The 20,881-nt window shown below is 70.5% G+C and carries 14 protein-coding genes; 6 read left to right on the top strand and 8 right to left on the bottom strand.

Annotation, left to right across the window (positions count from 1 at the left end; all coding sequences use genetic code 11):
- Positions 1 to 333: 333 nt before the first annotated feature.
- Positions 334 to 1,359 carry an SIS domain-containing protein gene (locus MKK82_RS13095; protein WP_238289453.1) on the bottom strand — a complete coding sequence of 342 codons (1,026 nt, stop codon included), beginning with the start codon at positions 1,357 to 1,359 and terminating at the stop codon, positions 334 to 336.
- 216 nt (positions 1,360 to 1,575) lie between these two features.
- On the opposite strand from MKK82_RS13095, the gene MKK82_RS13090 reads away from it, so the two are divergent.
- The gene (locus MKK82_RS13090) at positions 1,576 to 3,009 is read left to right on the top strand and encodes an FAD-linked oxidase C-terminal domain-containing protein (protein ID WP_238289455.1); all 1,434 of its coding nucleotides are present in this window, start codon (positions 1,576 to 1,578) and stop codon (positions 3,007 to 3,009) included.
- 25 nt (positions 3,010 to 3,034) lie between these two features.
- Here MKK82_RS13090 and MKK82_RS13085 read toward each other — a convergent pair whose 3' ends face one another.
- The 4 genes from MKK82_RS13085 to MKK82_RS13070 all read right to left on the bottom strand — a co-directional run bounded on the left by MKK82_RS13085 (position 3,035) and on the right by MKK82_RS13070 (position 7,241).
- Positions 3,035 to 3,589 (bottom strand): MucR family transcriptional regulator, encoded by a 555-nt coding sequence (locus MKK82_RS13085; protein WP_238289457.1) that lies wholly within the window; start codon positions 3,587 to 3,589, stop codon positions 3,035 to 3,037.
- A 426-nt stretch (positions 3,590 to 4,015) separates the two neighbouring features.
- Positions 4,016 to 5,227: an ABC transporter permease gene (locus MKK82_RS13080; RefSeq protein WP_238289460.1), complete on the bottom strand. Its 1,212-nt coding sequence runs from the start codon at positions 5,225 to 5,227 to the stop codon at positions 4,016 to 4,018.
- Positions 5,228 to 5,513: 286 nt separating this feature from the next.
- Complete coding sequence (locus MKK82_RS13075; RefSeq protein ID WP_238289462.1) at positions 5,514 to 6,008, bottom strand: DUF4112 domain-containing protein; 495 nt, start codon at positions 6,006 to 6,008, stop codon at positions 5,514 to 5,516.
- Positions 6,009 to 6,086: 78 nt separating this feature from the next.
- On the bottom strand, positions 6,087 to 7,241 hold the full coding sequence (locus MKK82_RS13070) for an aminotransferase (RefSeq protein ID WP_243985974.1): 1,155 nt from the start codon (positions 7,239 to 7,241) through the stop codon (positions 6,087 to 6,089).
- 389 nt (positions 7,242 to 7,630) lie between these two features.
- On the opposite strand from MKK82_RS13070, the gene MKK82_RS13065 reads away from it, so the two are divergent.
- The 5 genes from MKK82_RS13065 to MKK82_RS13045 all read left to right on the top strand — a co-directional run bounded on the left by MKK82_RS13065 (position 7,631) and on the right by MKK82_RS13045 (position 17,925).
- Positions 7,631 to 7,819 (top strand): hypothetical protein, encoded by a 189-nt coding sequence (locus tag MKK82_RS13065; protein ID WP_243985972.1) that lies wholly within the window; start codon positions 7,631 to 7,633, stop codon positions 7,817 to 7,819.
- Between the two features lie 276 nt (positions 7,820 to 8,095).
- Positions 8,096 to 9,514, top strand: a complete 1,419-nt coding sequence (locus MKK82_RS13060; protein WP_238289468.1) for an MdtA/MuxA family multidrug efflux RND transporter periplasmic adaptor subunit — start codon at positions 8,096 to 8,098, stop codon at positions 9,512 to 9,514.
- A gap of 106 nt (positions 9,515 to 9,620) precedes the next feature.
- A complete protein-coding gene (locus tag MKK82_RS13055; protein WP_238289470.1) occupies positions 9,621 to 12,746 on the top strand; it encodes an MdtB/MuxB family multidrug efflux RND transporter permease subunit in 3,126 nt (1,041 codons plus the stop codon).
- Entirely contained in the window at positions 12,743 to 16,195 is a 3,453-nt protein-coding gene (locus MKK82_RS13050) for an efflux RND transporter permease subunit (protein WP_238289472.1), read from the top strand. Before MKK82_RS13055 ends, MKK82_RS13050 begins: the two co-directional genes overlap by 4 nt.
- Before the next feature lie 260 nt (positions 16,196 to 16,455).
- Positions 16,456 to 17,925, top strand: a complete 1,470-nt coding sequence (locus tag MKK82_RS13045; RefSeq protein WP_238289474.1) for an efflux transporter outer membrane subunit — start codon at positions 16,456 to 16,458, stop codon at positions 17,923 to 17,925.
- Positions 17,926 to 18,012: 87 nt separating this feature from the next.
- On the opposite strand, the gene MKK82_RS13040 is transcribed toward MKK82_RS13045, so the two are convergent.
- The 3 genes from MKK82_RS13040 to MKK82_RS13030 all read right to left on the bottom strand — a co-directional run bounded on the left by MKK82_RS13040 (position 18,013) and on the right by MKK82_RS13030 (position 20,873).
- Positions 18,013 to 18,837 carry an SHOCT domain-containing protein gene (locus MKK82_RS13040; RefSeq protein WP_238289475.1) on the bottom strand — a complete coding sequence of 275 codons (825 nt, stop codon included), beginning with the start codon at positions 18,835 to 18,837 and terminating at the stop codon, positions 18,013 to 18,015.
- A 154-nt stretch (positions 18,838 to 18,991) separates the two neighbouring features.
- Entirely contained in the window at positions 18,992 to 19,591 is a 600-nt protein-coding gene (locus MKK82_RS13035; protein ID WP_238289477.1) for a nitroreductase family protein, read from the bottom strand.
- Between the two features lie 214 nt (positions 19,592 to 19,805).
- The gene (locus MKK82_RS13030; protein ID WP_238289479.1) at positions 19,806 to 20,873 is read right to left on the bottom strand and encodes a GSCFA domain-containing protein; all 1,068 of its coding nucleotides are present in this window, start codon (positions 20,871 to 20,873) and stop codon (positions 19,806 to 19,808) included.
- Positions 20,874 to 20,881: the final 8 nt, after the last annotated feature.

Here is a 20,881-nt window from a genome sequence, read left to right as displayed (position 1 = left end):
GCTGCTGGCCGCGCGATCTCCGCCGCGCGTGCGAGCGCGCGTGCGAGGGAGCATCGCGATCCCGGTCCCGATGCGGAGGGAACGCGGCCGCGTCGCCCCGTCATCCCGGACTCACCGACCTGGCCCCGGATGAGCGCGCCGATCAGCAGGCGTGAACCGTCGCCGACGCTGCGGTCTCAGATCCCAGGGGCCCGTCGCCCGCAGGGCGGGCGGCACCCAGACCCGGCGGCCGGGACCCGGAAGGGCCGGTACCGCGCGCTCCCACGACCATCCATCGGGGGCGCGCCGGGGATTTGCCTCCCCGCCTCCTGGCCGGCCGCCCGGGGGCGCCGGTCAGGCGATGCCGGCGCGCAGCAGGTCGTGGACGTGCACGATGCCCACCGGCCGCCCGTCCGTCACCGCGAACACCGCGGTGATGAGCCGGCGGTTCATCACCTCCAGGGCGGTCTGGGCGAGCTTGTGCGGCTCCACGGTGATCGGCTCGCGGGTCATGACCGTGGAGACCGGCGTGTCGAGGAGCGCCGGGCCCATGTGGCGGCGCAGGTCGCCGTCCGTGACGATGCCGACGAGCCGGCCCGCCGCGTCGGTGACGCCGACGCAGCCGTAGCGCCGCGCGGCCATCTCGATCAGCACCTCGGACATCAGCGCGGTCTCGTGGACCAGCGGCATGTCCTGGGGACCGTGCATCACCTGCTGCACGGTTTTCAGACGGGCCGCCAGCGTCCCGCCGGGATGCAGGGTGTGGAACCGGGCCGAGGTGAAGCCGCGCCGCTCCAGCAGCGCCACCGCGAGGGCGTCGCCGAGCGCGAGCTGGACCAGGCTGGACGAGGTCGGCGCGAGGTCGTGCGGGCAGGATTCCCGCACCCGGGGCAGCTCGAGCAGCACGTCGGCGGCCCGGCCCAGCGTGCTCTCGCCGTTGCGGGTGATGGCCACCAGGGGGATCGAGAAGCGGCGGCTGAAGCCGACGAGGTCGGACAGTTCCGCGGTCTCCCCGGACCACGACAACGCGATGATCACGTCGTCCCGGGCGATCATCCCGAGGTCGCCGTGGCTCGCCTCAGTGGGATGGACGAAGAAGGCGTGGGTGCCGGTGGAGGCCAAGGTCGCGGCGATCTTGCGGCCGACATGGCCGCTCTTGCCGATGCCGCTGACGATGACCCGCCCCTTGCTCTGCAGGATCGTCTGGACCGCCTCCTCGAAGGCCGCGCCGAGCCGGCCCTGGAACGCCGCGCTCGCCTCCTGCAGGGCCGCGATGCCGAGCTGCAGGCTGCGGATCCCGAGGTCGCGGGTGGTGTTGAGGTGCGCGGAGGGCGCGTCGTAACGATCGTCGCGCAGGGCGCTGGAGGCGGGAGCGTTCATCGTTTCCGTTCTGGACCCGTCGACCGGATCCGGCGCCGGGGGCCGGACTCGGGGATCTGCGAAGCGAGGCGTGTCCGGCGACGCTAGGCAGCCGTCGTGGTTGAAATGTGACGCGGGGACGACGCAGCGCCGCAGGCCGGTTGAAGGTGCGGCCGCCGGGGTCCATGCTGCCCGTACGCCATCCCGCGCCGCGGGCCCAAGGAGGGCACAGGCCCCATGACCATCCGCTTCCCCGACCCCGATCCCGCGATCCTCGCCCGCCGCGACGCGATCCTGGCCGGTCTCGCGCCCCTGGTCGCGCCGGAGGCGCTGGTGGTCAGCGAGGACGAACGCCGGGCCTTCGAGACCGACGGGCTGACCGCGTACCGGCAGATGCCGCTGGCCGTGGTGCTGCCCTCGACCACCGCGGAGGTCGCCGCCGTGATGGCCTATTGCCACGCGAACGGCGTGCGGGTCGTGCCCCGCGGGGCCGGCACGTCGCTCGCGGGCGGCGCCATCGCGCAGGCCGACGCGATCATCCTGGGCGTCGGCAAGATGACCAAGGTCCTCGACCTCGATTTCGCCAACCGCACCGCCCGGGTGCAGAGCGGCATCACCAACTTGGCGATCTCCGGGGCCGTCAGCCACGAGGGCTTCTTCTACGCCCCCGACCCGTCGAGCCAGCTCGCCTGCACGATCGCCGGCAACATCGCGATGAATTCCGGCGGCGCGCACTGCCTCAAATACGGCGTGACCACCAACAACCTCCTGGGCGTCACCCTGGTGCTCAACGACGGCACCGTGGTGGAGATCGGCGGCCCGCACCTCGACAGCGGCGGCTACGACCTGCTGGGCCTCGTCTGCGGCTCGGAGGGGCAGCTCGGCATCGTCACGGAGGCGACCGTGCGGATCCTGCGCGCGGCGGAAGGGGCGCGGCCGGTGCTGGTCGGCTTCTCGAAGGTGGAGGACGCGGGCGACTGCGTCGCCGCGATCATCGCGGCCGGCATCATCCCGGTGGCGATCGAGTACATGGACCGCGAGGCGATCCTCATCACCGAGGACTTCGCCCAGGCCGGCTATCCCCGCGACGCCGAGGCGATGCTGATCATCGAGGTCGAGGGCTCGGACGCCGAGTGCGACGCGATGCTGGCGCGGATCGAGACGATCGCCAAGGATTTCCGCCCGACCAGCGTGCGCGTCTCGCGCTCGGAGGCGGAATCGGCCGCGATCTGGAAGGGCCGCAAGTCGGCCTTCGGCGCCACCGGCCGGATCTCCGACTACATCTGCATGGACGGCACGATCCCCACCGGGCAGCTCGGGCCGGTGCTGGAGCGGATCGGCGCGATCTGCGCCGAGAAGGGCCTGCGGGTCGCCAACGTGTTCCACGCGGGCGACGGCAACCTGCACCCGCTGATCCTGTTCGACATCAACAGGCCCGGCGAGCTGCAGAAGGCCGAGGCCGCGGGCGACGAGATCCTGAAGCTCTGCGTCGAGGTCGGCGGCTGCCTCACCGGCGAGCACGGCGTCGGCATCGAGAAGCGCGACCTGATGCGCTTCCAGTACGATCAGGTCGATCTCGAGCAGCAGATGCGGGTCAAGGCGGTGTTCGATCCCGACTGGATGCTGAACCCCGCCAAGGTTTTCCCGCTGGAGGGACGGCTCGCGGCCTGATCCGGCCGCCCCGTCCCCCGGAGGCTCAGGCGGCCTCGACCTTGCGGTTGGCGCTGCCGCGGCCCTTGGCCGGAGCGGACCCGCCCTTGCGGCGGCTCTCCGCGGGGGCGGGCGCGGCCTGCTGTACGGGCTCGAACTCAGGCTCCTCGAAGCCGGATTGCTGTGCACGGCCGGGCTGGCCGAGGCCCAGGCTCTTGGCGAGAGCCGAGCGCTGCGCCGAGTAGTTCGCCGAAGTGGTCGGATAATCGCTCGGCAGCCCGTAGCGCTCGCGGTAGCTCTGCGGATCCAGGCCGTGCTTGGTCAGGTGACGCTTCAGGGTCTTGTACGACTTCCCGTCGATGAAGCTGACCAGGCCGTCGGGGCGGATCGACTTGCGGATCTGGGCGGGGGTCGGCCGCTCGACAGCTTCGTCCACGACCGCGACCGGGCCGGACCCGATCGAGTTCAGAGCGTCGTGGATGCTCACGATCAGCGCCGGCAGTTCGGCCGAGGGCAGGGAGTTGTTGGAAACGTAGGCCGCGACGACGTCTACGGTCTGTTCGATATAATCCATCTGGGATGTCGGCGTGGCGTCAGTCATACTTTCTTTCCTTGGCTTCGAAGCCTGCGAGGTCCCCTCTTTTCGCGAGTTAAGACACCGTCCGAAAAATGCAAGGTGATCCGTACAATGCCCTGTGCTCCGTCGGAAGTCTAAGGATGCATTGCGGGGCTTGGGCTACAGGGCAAGGTTGCATTCATGGCACTTAGGGGGGACTTCCGGGAGGATTTACCGGTGCCAGATCTATGAATGCACGATGGAGCCGTCGGCCGGGTTTTCGCTTGCGGCAGAGACCTTTACCCGCGAGATGTCCAGGCGATTTAGACCGTCTTGCCACGCCGCTCGACGGTCCTGTTGAAAAAGATGCGCACTCTTCGTGCAAAATTCCGCGATCAACGCGTGACTTCGCGTCCGGCGGCTCGGTATCCGGGCGCCGGCGTCCTGCCAAGTTGCCCGCCAAGTTGCCCCTCAGGCGAAGGTCTTCCGGGGATCGAAGGCGTCGCGCACCGCCTCGCCGGCGAAGACCAGCAGGCTCAGCATTACGGCGATGACCAGGAAGCCGGTGAGACCGAGCCACGGCGCGGTCAGGTTGTCCTTGCCCTGCGCCAGGAGTTCCCCGAGCGACGGCGAGCCCGGCGGCAGGCCGAAGCCCAGGAAGTCGAGCGAGGTCAGCGTGGTGATCGAGCCGTTCAGGATGAACGGCAGGAAGGTCAGCGTCGCCACCATCGCGTTCGGCAGCAGGTGGACGGTCATGATGCGGATATTCGACAGGCCCAGGGCCCGCGCGGCCCGGACATATTCGAAGTTCCGCGCCCGCAGGAACTCGGCGCGCACGACGCTCACCAGCGAGACCCACGAGAACAGCAGCATGATGCCGAGCAGCACGAAGAAGCCCGGGGCGATGAAGGCCGAGATGATGATGATCAGGTAGAGGGTCGGAATACCGCCCCAGACCTCGATGAAGCGCTGGAAGGCGAGATCGACCCAGCCGCCGAAATAGCCCTGCACGGCCCCCGCCACCACGCCGATCACCGAGGAGACGGCGGCTAGGATCAGGCCGAACAGCACCGAGATGCGGAAGCCGTAGATCACCCGCGCCAGCACGTCCCGGGTGGTGTTGTCGGTGCCGAGCCAGTGCTGGGGAAGATCCGCGCACGTCGTGCCGCCGAGCTTCTCCGCCACGGGCCGGCACTGCGCGTCCGACAGCATCCAGGTCGGCGGCGACGGCGAGGGGGTCGGCAGGTCCTCGTTGATCGTGTCGTAGGAGAACCGGATCGGCGGCCAGAGCGCCCAGCCGTTCTCGGCGATCTCCCTGCGGATCTCGGGCGACCGGTAATCGGTCACGGCCAGGAAGCCGCCGAACTTCTCCTCCGGATAATCAACCAGGACGGGCACCAGCCACTCGCCCTTGTACGACATGAGGATCGGCCGGTCGTTGGCGATGAACTCGGCGAACAGGCTGGCGATGAACAGCCCGGCGAAGATCAGGAACGACGCGTAGCCGAGGCGGTTGCGACGGAAATTGTCGAGCCGGCGCCGGTTGAGCGGCGACAGCCCGCTGCGGCCGGTCGGAGCGAGGGGCGGAGGTGCCCCTTCGTCCGGACGCAGCACGAGCGGTTGGGCACCGGGCATCGGCGCCGGCACGACCTCGCTCTCGCCGGGACGCGCGACCTCGTTCATGGCTGATGCCTCCGCGGCGGTCCCGCGACGCCACAGCCCCCCGTACGGGCCGCGCCGTTGCCGCATCGGGGCCGGGTCGATCGGGACCTGCTTCCGCGCATCTGCCCCTCTCTGCCGACGAGAGTGGCCCCCGAGGGGCGGGGGGCGACGGCGCGGAGAGACGCGCGATCCCGCATGAGGGCCGCGCCCCGTCCGGAAGCGGGGGTCCCCCCTCCCGCACTCCGCCGACACAGGGGCTCCTCTCCCCCGCACGGAGGAGAGGGAGCGGGAGCGGCGCCGACGGCCTTCAGCCGTCGATCCGGGTGGCGGTGCCCTCGATCTCGCTCGGGCGCAGGCCGCCGCTGCGCTCCATCCAGCGGCGCAGCAGGCCGACGTTGCGGCGGTTGGCCTTGAAGGCGGCGTCGAACAGGTCGCCGGCCACCGGCACCGCGCCGATCAGGCCGTCGAACGCGACGTTGAGCCCCATCCGCGCCAGCAGCCAGCGGGGGGCGCCGAGGCGCTTGGCCTCGTAGACGATGAAGGACGAGATCACCATGCCGGCGACGTCGCCGATCACCGGCACGAGTCCGATCAGCGCGTCGAAGCCGACGCGCCGGTTGAGGCCCGGGATGACGAAGGCCGTGTCCATCAGGTGGGCCAGCGTTTCCAGGCGGGCGAGGCTCGCCTCGCGGCTGAGATCCGCCGACAGGAAGGGCGGCCGGCCGCCGGAGCGGGCCTCGCCGCCGGACATGGTCTCGGCACGGGAGAAGCGCCCGGCCTGGGGAGCCTGGGTGAAGTCCATGGTCGGGATCCGTCGGGAAGCCATCGTCCACAACGATGTGGTCCCCCGATCGGATCCCCGCAAGGACGGCCGCCCCCCTCACGCCGGCCCCCCGCTGAGCCCGCGCATGCGGTCGAGCGCCGCATCCAGGGTGGCGTCCTCCTTGGCGAAGCAGAGCCGGACGAGGTTGGACACCGAGGCGTCCGGGTAGAAGGCGCTCACCGGGATCGCCGCGACGCCGTGACGGGTGACCAGCGCCTCGCAGAACGCCGCGTCGTCGGCGTAGCCGAGACCCGCGATGTCGATGTTGAGGAACCACGTGGCCTGCGCCGGCAGCACCGTGAAGCCGAGGCCGCGCAGGCCGTCCGCCAGCCGGTCGCGGGATCGGGCGTAGCCCGTCCGCATGGCCTCGAACCACGGGGTCAGCTTGCCCAGCCCGTAGGCCACCGCCTCTTGGAGGTTGGGCGGCGTAGTGAAGGTGAGGAACTGGTGCGCCTTGGCGAGGCCGCGCATCAGCCGGGCATCCGCCATCACGAACCCGACTTTCCAGCCGGTGAGCGAGAAGATCTTGCCGGCGGAGCCGATCTTGACGGTCCGCTCCCGCATCCCGGGCAGCGCCATGAGCGGCCGGTGGCGGGCGCCGTCGAACACCACGTGCTCCCAGACCTCGTCGCAGAGCGCGATGACGTCGAAGCGTCGGCAGTAGCGGGCGAGCACATCGAGGTCGGCGGGGTCGATCAGGGTCGCGCTGGGGTTCAGGGGGTTGTTCAGCACCACGACCCGGGTGCGCCCCCCGAAGGCCTCCGCCAGCGCGGCCTCGTCGAGGCGGAAGGCCGGCGGCTGCAGCGCCACGATCCGCGGCACGCCGCCGGCCCGCCGGACCAGCGGCAGGTAGGCGTCGTACATGGGCGCGAACAGCACGACCTCGTCGCCGGGCTCGATCAGCGCCAGGAGCGCACCGGCGATCGCCTCGGTGGCGCCGGACGTCACCATCACCTCGGTCTCGGGATCGAGGGTCAGTCCCTGATGCTGCCCGTAATGCGCCGCCACCGCCTCCCGCAGGGCCGGCAGACCCATCATCGGGGGATACTGGTTCCAGCCGTCGCGGAGCGCCCGGGCTCCGCACGCGCGCACGTCCTCGGGGCCGGGATCGTCCGGGAAGCCCTGGCCAAGATTGATCGCGCCGTGGACCTGCGCCAGCCGCGACATGGTCTCGAACACCGTCGTCGGCAGTGCGGCGAAAACGGGATTCATGCGGCGCTGAACGGGGCGCCGGACCGCGAGGGTCTCGACATGGCGGGGCTCGACATGGCGGGGCTCGAAATGGCGGGGCTCGAAGCGTCAGGTCTCGGCATCGCCGGCCTGTAGCATGAGCGCCGCGCGTTGCGGAATGTGCGGCGCCGCACAGAGCCCGATCCCCGCGTGCCGCGGGCGACTGACGAATGTTGACATTCATCACTCGTATCGTAGGTTTCGGTCACGGCCGGAGCGGTGCTCTCGACGGCGGGGCTTCGCCCCCTCGCTCCGTCAGCGGGATGCCGCTCCGGTCGTCACGAAGGGCCATCGACTTGCGGGTCGGTGGCCCTTTCGTCATGTCCGGATCCGGCCGTTCCGATCGTCGGGTCGGCGCCTTCGGACCCGACATGCGGACGACATCGCGCGGCTTCATCGGCTGCCTGTTCCTGGCACTTCTGACCGGCCTCCTCGGAATCGGCCTGCGACACGCCGTAGCGGTCACCCCGGTGGATGTTGCCTTCCGGGCGGTGCTGCGCGCCCACGCGGCGCCGGAGCCGTCCGGCACCAGCAACACGGGTGAAACGTCGCCGCCCTAGTGACGGCGCATTGGGCGGGCACCGCTGGATCCGCACATCCACGCCGCCCGGTGAACACGTCGCCGCGGTCAGGAGCCGTTCGGGGTCCGGACAGCTTTATGGGCGTACCCTCCCGCGTGCGGGATGGAAGCCGGCATTCCCCTGGGATGGCGGCTTCAACGCGGGTCTCCGGGGTGCGGCAGGACGCGGCGCAGCGGGGGCTGGAATGGGGGCTTGGACAGCGAGGGATAGGGTGCCGACGGTCGCGCAGGCGGCCGTCCTGTGCTCTAGTCAGGCATGAACGAGAGTTCACCGATCCGGACCGACACGGCCCGCGCCTATCAGCCCGGCGAGGCGCCCGTGCGCGACGTCCGCCGGCGGCGGTTCCGGCCGATCCGCTGGCTCGTGATCCTGGTGCTGCTCGCCGCTGCTGGGGCGATCGGCCATCGCTGGTACGAGGCCCGTACCGACAAGGGCGCGGAGCCAGCGACCGCGCACCGGACCGGAGGCCGCGGCGGCCGGCACGGCGGCATGGACATGCCGCAGGCGGTGGGCATCGCGTCCATCACGTCCGGCGACATGCCGGTGGTGCTCCAGGGACTCGGCACGGTGACGCCGCTCGCCACCGTGACGGTGAAGTCGCAGATCAGCGGCTACCTCACGCAGGTGCAGTTCCGGGAAGGCCAGATGGTCAAGGCGGGCGACGAGCTCGCCCGCATCGATCCCCGCCCCTACGAGGCGCTGCTCGCCCAGTACCAGGGCCAGCTCGCCCGCGATCAGGCGCTGCTGCAGAACTCGAAGCTCGACCTGCAGCGCTACCAGATGCTGAACCGGCAGGACTCGATCTCGAAGCAGAACGTCGACACGCAGGGCGCCCTCGTGAAGCAGAACGAGGGCACGGTCGCGGCCGACCAAGCGCTCGTCGACCAGCAGAAGCTCAACATCGCCTACACGCACATCATCGCGCCGGTGGAGGGGCGGGTCGGCCTGCGGCAGGTCGATCAGGGCAACTACATCTCGGCCGCCTCCACGGCGATCGTTGTGGTGACCCAGCTCCATCCGATCTCGGTGCTCTTCACCTTGCCGGAGGACGACGTGTCGCGGGTGATGCGGCAGGTGCGGGCGGGCGCGAAGCTCACCGTGCGGGCCTACGACCGGGGCGACGCCCACGAGATCGCCACCGGCCGGCTCGACACCGTCGACAACCAGATCGACACGACCACCGGCACGGTGAAGCTGCGCGCCCTGTTCGACAACGCCGACGAGGAGCTGTTCCCGAACCAGTTCGTCAACGCCAAGCTCACCGTCGACACGGTGCGGGCCGCGACGCTGGTGCCGAATTCCAGCCTGCTCCAGGGCACGCCCGGCACCTACGTCTACCTGATGGATGGGGACAGCAAGGTCACGGTCCGGCCGATCAAGACCGGCGAGACCGACGGGACCCACACCGTGGTGGTCTCCGGCCTGAACCCGGGCGACCGCGTCGTCACGGACGGCACCGACCGGCTGAAGGACGGGGCGCCGGTCCGGATCACCGAGGGCGCGCAGGCGGCCGCGGGGGACGGTAAGGGAGACGGCAAGGGAGACGGAAAGCCCGCGGCGGCGAAGCCGGACGGCACGGGGGACGTGAAGTCCGGCGCGCCGGCCGAGGCCGCGGCGGATTCACAAGGGGCAGCGGAGGGCGGTCGTCGGCACCGGCGCCGTCAGGCGCAGTGAGTTCGGGGTTTGCGCAACGCCCTCCCCCGCCTTGCGCGGGAGGGTGGCCCGCGAAGGCGGTCGGGAGCGGGGAACCCGGATCCCGGAGGGGAGGGGGGGTGTTGCCATGAACCCGTCCCGCCTCTTCATCCTCCGCCCGGTGGCCACGACGCTCTTGATGCTGGCGATCCTGATCGTCGGCGGCGTGTCGTACCTGAACCTGCCGGTCTCGGCGCTGCCGGCCGTCGATTACCCGACCATCCAGGTCCAGACCTTCTATCCCGGCGCCAGCCCCGAGGTGATGACCTCTTCGGTCACCGCGCCGCTGGAGCGGCAGTTCGGGCAGCTCGCCAACCTCAACCAGATGACCTCGCAATCCTCCGCGGGCGCGTCGGTCATCACCCTGCAGTTCAGCCTGGACCTGCCGCTGGACATCGCCGAGCAGCAGGTCCAGGCGGCGATCAACGCCGCCGGCAACCTGCTGCCCTCGGACCTGCCGGCGCCCCCGATCTACGCCAAGGTCAACCCGGCCGACGCGCCGGTCCTGACGCTGGCGCTGACCTCCAAGACTCTGCCGCTCACCCAGGTGCGGGATCTGGCGGAGTCGCGCCTCGCCCAGAAGATCAGCCAGGTGGCGGGCGTCGGCCTCGTGAGCATCTCGGGCGGGCAGCGCCCGGCCGTGCGGGTGCGGTTCAACGCGCGGGCGCTCGCCGCCTACGGGCTCAACATCGACGACCTGCGCACCACCATCACCAACCTCAACGTCAACACGCCGAAGGGCACGATCGACGGGCCGAAGCAGTCCTACGCGATCAACGCCAACGACCAGATCCGCGACCCCAAGGCCTACAATGCGGCGATCATCGCCTACCGCAACGGCGCCCCGGTGATGCTCTCGGAGGTGGCTGACGTGGTCGAGGGGCCAGAGAACACCAAGCTCGGCGCCTGGGCCGACGCGACGCCGGCGGTGATCCTCAACATCCAGCGCCAGCCGGGCGCCAACGTCATCGCCACGGTCGACAAGATCAAATCCCTGCTGCCCCAGCTCCAGGCGAGCCTGCCTGCCGCCGTGGCGGTGGCGCCGCTCACCGACCGCACCACCACGATCCGCGCCTCCGTGGAGGACGTGCAGTTCGAGCTCGGCCTCGCCATCGCCCTGGTGGTGCTGGTGATCTTCCTGTTCCTGCGCAGCCTGTCGGCGACCCTGATCCCGAGCCTGTCGGTCCCCCTGTCGCTGGTCGGCGCCCTGTCGGTGATGGACCTCTACGGCTTCTCCCTCGACAACCTGTCGCTGATGGCGCTGACCATCGCTACCGGCTTCGTGGTCGACGACGCCATCGTGGTGATCGAGAACATCGCCCGCCACGTGGAGGCCGGCGACTCGCCGCTGGAGGCGGCGCTCAAGGGCTCCCGCGAGATCGGCTTCACCATCATCTCGCTCACCGTCTCGCTGATCGCCGTGCTGATCCCGCTCCTGTTCATGGGCGACGTGGTCGGGCGTCTGTTCCACGAATTCGCCATCACGCTGGCGGCGACCATCATCATCTCGGCGGTGGTGTCGCTGACGCTGGTGCCGATGCTGTGCGCGCGGCTCCTGAAGCACGTGCCCGAGGCCGGGCGCCGCCGCCGGGAGGGCGTCCTCGCCCGCCTCGGCCGGCGCGCCGTCGACGGCACCATCGAATCCTACGGCCGCTCCCTTCGGGTCGTCCTGAACCACCAGGGCCTGACGCTGCTGGTGGCTCTGGGAACGCTCGGGCTCACGATCTACCTGTTCGCGGTGATCCCGAAGGGGTTCTTCCCCGTGCAGGACACGGGCGTGATCCAGGGCATCACCCAGGCCGACCAGTCGGTCTCCTACGGCGCCATGGCCGAGCGCCAGCAGCGGATGGCGGAGATCGTCCTCAGGGATCCGGACGTGGCCAGCCTGTCCTCGTTCATCGGGGTCGACGGCCAGAACGTCACGCTCAATTCCGGCCGGATGCTGATCAACCTGAAGCCCCGGGAAGCGCGCACGGCCTCGGCCAGCGCGATCATCCGGCGGATCTCGGCGGCCGCCGCCAATCAGCCCGGCATGCGGCTCTACATGCAGCCGGTCCAGGACCTGACCATCGACACCGCGGTCTCGGCGACCCAGTACCAGGTGATCCTCGAGAGCCCGAACATCGCCGATTTCGAGACCTGGGTGCCGCGCTTCACCGAGGCCTTGGCGAAGTCGCCCGTGGTCATGGACGTGGCGAGCGACCACCAGGGCGAGGGGCTCGCCGCCTACGTGACCATCGACCGGCCCACGGCCGGCCGCTACGGCATCACCCCGGCCACGATCGACAACGCCCTCTACGACGCCTTCGGCCAGCGGATCATCTCGACGATCTTCACCCAGTCGAACCAGTACCGGGTGATCCTGGAGGCCGACCCGAAGCTGCACACGACCCTGCGCAGCCTCGATTCGATCTACCTGCCCTCCTCCACGGCGACCAACGGGCAGGTGCCGCTCTCCGCGGTGGCGCGGATCAGCGAGCGGCGGGCGCCGCTGCTGATCTCGCATCTCGGCCAGTTCCCGGCCACCACCGTGTCGTTCAACCTCGCGCCCGGCGCGGCCCTGGGCCAGGCCGTGGAGGCGATCGACGGGGTGCGGGCCACGATCGGGCTGCCGCCCTCGTTCCGAGTGGTGCCGCAGGGCTCGGTCTTCGCGTTCCAGTCGGCGCTCGGCAACGAGCTGTTCCTGGTGCTCGCGGCGATCGTCACCGTCTACATCGTGCTGGGCGTGCTCTACGAGAGCTTCATCCACCCGATCACGATCCTCTCCACCCTGCCGTCGGCGGGGATCGGGGCGCTCCTCGGCCTGATGCTGTTCGGCCTGTCGCTCGACATCATCGCGGTGATCGGCATCGTGCTGCTGATCGGCATCGTGAAGAAGAACGCGATCATGATGATCGACTTCGCGCTCCAGGCGGAGCGCGAGGACGGGCTTGAGCCGCGGGAGGCGATCTTCCAGGCCTGCCTGCTGCGCTTCCGGCCGATCCTGATGACGACCCTGGCGGCGCTGTTCGCCGCGGTGCCGCTGATCCTCGGCACCGGCGTTGGCTCGGAACTGCGTCAGCCGCTCGGCATCTGCATCGCGGGCGGCCTGATCGTCAGCCAGGTGCTGACGCTGTTCACGACGCCGGTGATCTACCTGGCCTTCGACCGGCTGGAGCGGCGGATCGCGGGGCGGCGGGGGCCGGAACTCGCGAGCGGCGAGGCGCTGCCGTGAACATCTCCGAGCCGTTCATCCGGCGGCCGGTGGCGACCACGCTGCTCACGATCGGCGTGCTGCTCGCCGGGCTGTTCGCCTTCCTGAAGCTGCCGGTGGCGCCGCTGCCGCAGATCGATTTCCCGGTGATCCTCGTCCAGGCGCAGATGGCCGGCGCCTCCCCCGACACCATGGCCACCACGGTGGCGGCACCTCTGGAGCGGCGGCTCGGCGCCATCGCGGACGTCAACGAGATGACGTCCACCAACACCCTGGGCTCGACCCGGATCGTGCTGCTGTTCGGCCTCAACCGCGACATCGACGGTGCGGCCCGGGACGTCCAGGCCGCCATCAACGCGGCCCGGGCCGACCTGCCGACGGCCCTGCGGCAGAACCCGACCTACCGGAAGTTCAACCCCGCCGACACGCCGATCATCATCCTCGGCATGACCTCGGAGACGCTCACCCGCGGTCAGGTCTACGATTCCGCCGCCACCGTGGTGCAGCAGAAGCTGTCGCAGCTCCCCGGTGTCGGCAACGTCGACATCGGCGGCTCGTCCCTGCCGGCGGTGCGGGTCGAGCTCGATCCCACCGCCCTGTTCAATTACGGCATCGGCCTCGAGGGCATCCGGGCGGCGCTCGCCTCCGCCAACGCCAATTCGCCGAAGGGCGAGATCGACGCGGGCGACCGCCGCTACCAGCTCTACGCCAACGACCAGGGACGCAAGGCCGCCGATTACCGCGACATCATCGTGGCCTACCGCAACGGCGCCGCGGTGAAGCTCACCGATGTGGGCCAAGTGCTCGACGGCGTCGAGGACAAGCGCAATCTCGGCATCGTCAACGGCCAGCCCGGCGTGCTGCTGTTCGTCTACAAGCAGCCCGGCGCCAACGTGGTCGAGACGATCAACGGCGTGAAGGAGGCGCTGCCGCAGATCACGGCCTCGCTCCCCGGCGGCATCGACATCAAGCTCACGGGCGACCGCAGCGCCACGATCCGCGCCTCGCTCTCGGCCACCGAGGAGACCCTCCTGGTGGCGGTCGGCCTCGTGATCCTGGTGGTGTTCGGCTTCCTGCGCTCCTGGCGGGCCACGCTGATCCCGGCGGTCGCCGTGCCGATCTCGATCATCGGCACCTTCTCGGCGATGTACCTGCTCGGCTACTCGCTCAACATCCTGTCCCTCACCGCGCTGATCATCGGCACCGGCTTCGTGGTCGACGACGCCATCGTGGTGCTGGAGAACGTCCAACGCCACATCGAGGAGGGCAAGCCGCGGCTCCAGGCGGCGCTGATCGGCGCCCGGGAGGTTGGGTTCACGGTGATCTCGATGAGCCTGTCGCTCATCGCGGTGTTCCTGCCGATCCTGCTGATGGGCGGCCTCGTCGGCCGCATCTTCCAGGAATTCTCCGTCACCCTGTCGCTGTCGATCCTGATCTCCCTGGTCCTGTCGCTGACGACGACGCCGATGATGTGCGCCCGGCTGCTGCGGGCCGAGGGGCACCGCCCGGGCGGAGAGCCCGCGCCGAAGCGCCGGCCGAACCTGCTGATCCGGATCCTGGAGGGCGGCTTCAACCGGCTGCTCGGCGCCTACGCGCGCACCCTCGCGGTGGCGCTCGCCCATCCGCGCCTCGTGCTGCTGAGCCTGCTCGCCACGGTGGGGCTCAACGTCTACCTCTACATCATCGTCCCGAAGGGCTTCTTCCCCGAGCAGGATACCGGCCAGATGATGGGCGGCGTCCAGGCTGATCAGCGCATCTCGTTCCAGTCCATGGAGAAGAAGCTCAAGCAGGCGACCGCGATCGTCGGTGCCGATCCGGCGGTGGAGAGCGTCGTCGGCTTCACGGGGGGGCGCGGCACCAACTCGGCCAACGTGTTCGTCGGCCTGAAGCCGCTCAACGAGCGGGCGCCGATCTCGGCCGTGATGGCGCGGCTGCGGCCGAAGCTCGCCCAGGTGGCGGGCGCACGCCTCTACGTCTTCCCGCGCCAGGACCTTCAGATGGGCGGGCGCCAGAGCTTCGCCCAATACCAGTACACCCTCCAGGGCGACTCCGCCGAGGAGCTGTTCGCCGCCGCCCCGAAGCTGGTGGCCGCCCTGCAGAAGGACCCGACCTTCGCGGACGTCACCTCGGACCAGCAGGAGGGCGGGCTGGAGACCCGACTGGTGATCGACCGAGCGACCGCGTTCCGCTACGGCATCACCCCGAACAAGATCGACAACACCCTCTACGACGCCTTCGGCCAGCGCCAGGTCTCGACGATCTACAATCCGCTGAACCAGTACCACGTCGTGATGGAGATCGCCCCGCGCTACCTGGAGACGCCGGAGACGCTCAAGCAGATCTATGTCTCGACCTCGGGCGGCAACGCGGCCGGCTCGGCCACCACCAACGCGGTGGCCGGCACGGTGGCGGCGGGCGGGAGCGTCAACACCAACGCGGCAACCGGCACAAGCAGCCCGGGCAGCGCGTCGTCCGCGACGGGCGCCGCCACCGGAACCGGCGCGGTCGGCGGGGCGTCGGGCAGCGCGGGCGCGGCGGCCGCAGCGGCTTCAGCCAGCACGGCCGACACCGCCTCGAACGCCGCCGCCATCGCGTCCGACTCGGCCCGCAATGCCTCGGCCAACGCCATCGCGGCTTCCAAGGGGGGCGCCTCGTCGAGCGCCCCGGTGTCGGCCGCCAAGGAGACGATGGTCCCGCTCTCGGCCTTCGCGCGGATCGAGCCGGGCAACGCCCCCGTCCAGGTGAGCCACCAGGGCCTGTTCGTGGCGACCACGATCTCGTTCAACCTCGCCCCGGGGAAGAGCCTGTCGGATGCCACCGACGCCATCGACCGGGCCATGGCCTCCCTGCAGCTTCCGGCCACGATCCACGGCGAGTATGCCGGCGCGGCCAAGAACTACGTCGCCTCGGCCTCGCGCCAGCCGCTGCTGATCCTGGCGGCAATCCTGGCGGTCTACGCGGTGCTGGGGATCCTGTACGAGAGCTTCGTGCACCCGCTGACGATCCTCTCGACCCTGCCGTCGGCGGGCGTCGGCGCGGTGCTGGCCCTGCTGGTGACCGGCACGGACTTCACCATCATCGCGCTGATCGCGGTGTTCCTGCTGATCGGCATCGTGAAGAAGAACGCCATCATGATGATCGACGTGGCGATCGATGCCGAGCGGACCCTGGGCGCGAATCCCGTGGATGCCATCCGCGAGGCCTGTCTCCTGCGCTTCCGGCCGATCATGATGACGACGCTGGCGGCGATGCTCGGGGCGGTGCCGCTGATCCTGGCCAACGGCGAGGGCGCCGAGCTGCGCCGCCCCCTGGGGATCGCCATCGTGGGCGGGCTGATCGTGAGCCAGATCCTGACCCTCTACACCACCCCCGTCGTCTACCTGACCCTTGATCGCCTCCGGCACAGGGTGCTCAACCGCCGCAGGCGCGCCGGACGGGGCGGAGAAGCGGCGCTGCCGGCCGGAGAGTGATGCTCAAGGTTTCACGTGAAACAGCGGCCGGGATGAACGCGCGCGCGCCTATCCCTCCCTCCTTGGGGGAGGGCGGCTCTGGCGTCGGCGAGGCTCGGGACCGGGGTGCGAGGCGGCCGGCGGCGGTTGGGGCCGTCACGTCGGGCGGGACAGCGCCTGAAACGGTGCTGCCCCGTCCCCCGCTGCAGCGCCGCGCACTCGCCCGTGCAGAGAGGGGAAGGGGTGCGTCGCGCGTCCCGCTCGGCCTCGTCACCCTTCTCGTGACGGCACCCGTCCTCGCCGGATGCGTGGTCGGTCCCGATTACACCCGCCCCTCCGTGGAAACCCCGTTCGCCTACAAGCAGGGCGGCCTCCGGGAGGACAGCCCGGCCTACATCGCCGCGCGAAAGAAGGGGTTTCGCGAGGCGCGGCCCAACGACGCCGTGGAGCGCGGCGACTGGTGGCGGGTGTTCCGGGATCCGACCCTGGACCGGCTGATCCGCCTCGTCGACGTCGACAACCAGTCCCTCCGGCAGGCGGTGGCGAATTACCGGCAGGCGCGGGCGCTCGTCGCCTCGGCCCAGGCCGCCCTGTACCCGACGGTGATCGGCGCGCCGAGCATCACCCGGACCGGCAGCGGCGGCACCGTGCGCACGAGCGCCTCGCTGATCGGCCAGGCGAGCTGGGAACTCGACCTGTTCGGCGGCACGCGGCGGACCATCGAGAGCGAGGCGGCGCTGGCGCAATCCGACGCCGCCACGATCGCGCTGACCCGCCTGACCATCCAGGCGGAGGTCGCGGCCGATTACCTGACGGTGCGCTACGCCGATTCCCTCCAGAAGGTGCTCGACGAGAACGTTGAGAACTTCAAGAAGACGCTGGGGATCACCGAGAACCAGTACGCCGCCGGCGTGGCAGCGCGCTCGGACGTGATCACCGCCCAGACCCAGGTCCAGACCATCGAGGCCCAGGCCATCGCGGTGCGGCTGACCCGGGTCCAGTACGTGAACGCCATCGCCACGCTGATCGGGCGGCCGCCCTCGGAGGTGTCGATCCCGACCGGCGGCATCGCGCGCAATCCGCCCGCGGTGCCGGTAGGCATCCCCAGCGATCTGCTGGAGCGGCGGCCCGACGTTGCCCAGGCCGAGCGCCTCGTCCAGGCGCAGAGCGAGCGGATCGGCGTGGCGGTGGCGGCCTTCTTCCCCACCGTGACGATCTCGGCTCAGGGCGGCATCTCCGGGCTGACCCGCAACGGCCTGTTCTCGGTGGCGAACCAGTTCTGGTCGGTGACGGCGGCCGGCAGCGAGGTGCTGTTCGACGGCGGTGCCCGCACGGCGGCCCTGCGCGCGGCCGAGGCTGGCTACGACTCCGCGGTCGCCGGCTACCGCCAGGTGGTGCTCTCTGCCTTCGCCGAGGTGGAGAACCAGATGGCGGCGCTGCGAATCCTCACTCAGCAGCAGACGGCGCAGGACACCGCCGTGGACCTGTCGCGCAAGGCCGTGGAGATCACCCTCAACGAGTACCGGGCCGGCACGCAGAACTTCACCACCGTGGTGACCGCGCAGGGCCTGCTCGTGAACAACGAGATCAATGCCCTTCAAGTGCGGCTGAACCGCTTCACCGCGGCGGTCACGCTGATCCGGGCGCTCGGCGGTGGCTGGGACGTGCGGTCCCTGCCGAGCGATTCCGAGCTGAAGGGCCCGAGCCTGCCGATCGATCGGGGGGGGCAGGCGGTGCGGCCCGACGAGTAGGGGCCCCGGTGCAGACGGACGCGTGCCGCCCGCACGTCCCGGTCCTCGCAGCGCGCGCAAGGTCGGGGCGCGGCGGGCGGACCCGCCCTACAGCCGCGCCAGCAGCTCCGCCTTCTTGGCGGAGAATTCCTGTTCGGTGAGCACGCCCCGGGCGTGCAGATCCGCGAGCCGCTCGATGGTCGCGAGCACGTCGGCCGCGGCCCCCTGCGCCGGGCCGGACTCCTGCGCCGGGCCGGACCCCTGCGCCGGGGTGACGCCGTGTGTCGGGGCGGCCGTCTCGGCGGCGGTGGGCGCGCGCGCGCGTTCCGGATCGACCTGACGCGGGGCGGCCGCCTCGGCCTCGATACGGCGCAGACGTTCGAGATCGACGGCGCCCGTCGCGCCGGTGAGGCTGAGGCTGCCATTCACCTGCGACACCCCGGTGATGCGATGCTCGCCGGTGTCGTAGAGGGCGACGCCCGCACCGGACTCGACGGCGAGGCGCTGTCGCTCGGGGAAATACGCGTAGCGCAGACCATTCTGCGCGCCGGTGCGCGCCGGGGATCCGAGATCGGCGGGCCACCACTCGCCACCGCCGCGCCGCGCGGCCGGCGCAGCCTCCGAGAACCCGCCCGGGGGAAGGGTCTCGGCCAGTTCGGTGCAGAGGGCATTGACCCGCGCCTTCAGCCCGTCATCGAACATCCGGCCGACCATCACCATGCCGCCGGAGAACCACTGGCCCATCCCGCCGAGGTCCGGATGGTCGAACTGGGCCATCGTGCCGTGCCCGCGCTCCAGCGCCTGCATCAGGTGGCGCACGGCCTCCAGGCTGACGCCGTGGCGCTCGGCCACGCTGCGCAGCCCCGAGGCATGGTCGAAGCCGCCCTCGTCCAGAAAGGCGGCGGGCGACGTGGCCCGGTCGGACGGATCCATCAGCCAGCTCCCGAAGCGCCGCAGGAGCGAGCGGGGATGGGCCCAATCGGCGACCCCGCTGCCCGGGGACCGACCGGCAGGCGGTGATCCCCGGCCACGACGGCATTGCGATGCGAACACAATCTTCAGTCGCAGGCGACGGTTCCGCTTCGCTTCAACCCGCGGCCGCCGGGAACGGGCCCGCGATGGTGAAGTCGGTAACCGGCCGGCGGCCGTTGGGCGCCTCGCGCGGGCGCTGCTCGTCGGTGAGGTCGGCCTCCGGCGTCTTGCGGCCGACCGCGAAGGCCGCCTCGATCCGGTGGTTCTCGGGCAGGCGCAGAACCTCGGGCGCGCGGACATGGTCGAACCCGACCATGCCGTGGGCGTGCCAGCCCTGGTGGATCGCCTGGAGCTGGAAGGCCAGCGAGGCAGTGCCGGCGTCGAAGGAGTGGCTGTAGGACGGCTTCAGCTCGTCGCCGACCTTCATGAGCCCGTTCGAGACCAGGAACAGGATCGCGCCGGTGCCGGAGACCCATTTCTGGTTGCCGGGCACGAGCAGGCCAAGGAACGTCTCCCAATGGGCATCGCCGCGCAGCGCGTAGAGGAAGCGCCAGGGCTGCGAATTGTACGCCGAGGGCGACCAGCGCGCCGCCTCGATCATCCGCATCAGCTCGGACTCGGGCACGGCCTCGCCCGTGAAGGCGCGAGGGGAGTGCCGCGCGACGAAGACCGGATCGATGTCGTGGTCGGCACGGCGGGGCGGGGGCAGACTCAAGGGATTCGTCTCCGGATGGGCAGCATGCCCGACCTGCCGAGCTTGCCCGAAACGCCCGCCCCGAGGCAAACCCGGATCGGCGTCCCGGCCGAGCGGTGGCGGAAGGCGCGACCCCGCTCTCCCGCCGTCCTCGCGCGCGACGTGGCGGCGGGGGCGCCGTCACCGGACTGAACGGATCGACCGGCGCGGTCCCGAGGGCCCGCGCCGTGCCGCCTCACGCCACGCTGCGCTCGATCTCCTCCTCGTCGCAGATCACGCCGGCATTGCCCTCGAACTCCGCCGCGAGGTCCACGGGGGCGTGGACCGGAGCCGCGTTCACACGGTCGCGGGCGAAGGTCGCCAGGAACAACCGCATGACGTGGCGCACGCCCGCGTCGTTGATGGTGCGCTGGTCCTCGTTGTAGTAGCGCCCGGCATTCACGTTGCTCGTGACGATGTCGTAGGCGGGGAAGTAGACCGCCCGCGGGTCGCCGCGGCCGACGACCTCGCCGGCCGCCACCCGCAGCACCGACTTGGAGTAGCTGTTCGACTCCATCACGTGCCGGTCCATGTAGGTGGCGATCATCGGCACCGGCGAGACCGTGAAGATTACCCGCGCCTTCGGGTTCACGCTCCAGAGCCGGTCGAGGAAGCCGTTGAGGTCACCGAGCACCTCACCGGCACCCGCGTTGACGCACTCGTAGAGGTCTGGATCGAAGGTGCCGCCCGCGACCCCGGGGGCCAGCGGCAGCGCCGCGCCGTCGGCCCGCCAGCGCCACCCTTCCGTGAGGCCGAGCGTCAGCACGAACACGTCGAGGGTCTCGAACAGGCGGCGCACCTCGGCCAGGTGCGCGTCGCGCGCCGCCACCACCTCGGCCTCGCTGGCGAAGCCCGCCGGCTCGACGGTGGGGCGGAACGGATCGACGTAGCGGCCGTCGTCGCGCAGCCACGCCTTCAGCTCCGGCTCGAACCGGCCGTAGGCCCGGTCGAACAGCTGCACGAACTGGCGCGTGTAATAGAGATTGCCGTACCGCGCCGAGAACGTGCCGAACTGCCGGGCAGTGGCCTCCTCGGCGCTCATCCCCGGGGCCGGCGGCTCGGTCAGGTAGTAGTTGAAGCCGGCGCCCCGGACCGCCTCGGCCACCCGTTGCGCGAAGCACGAGCCGCCGGTGGCGACCTTGTCGGTCGGCCCGATCACGAAGGTGTCCTTCGGGTGCGGATTGACCGCGAAGGGCGGCACGTTGGTGACGACCTTGCGCCAGAATCGCTCGGCCGGTAGACCCGTATACGGATTCAACGCCATCCTCGAAC

This window comes from Methylobacterium sp. E-046, assembly GCF_022829625.1.
Taxonomy (GTDB): domain Bacteria; phylum Pseudomonadota; class Alphaproteobacteria; order Rhizobiales; family Beijerinckiaceae; genus Methylobacterium; species Methylobacterium longum.
The sequence above is the reverse complement of the archived record's forward strand: the minus strand, read 5'-3'. Positions and strand labels throughout refer to the sequence as shown.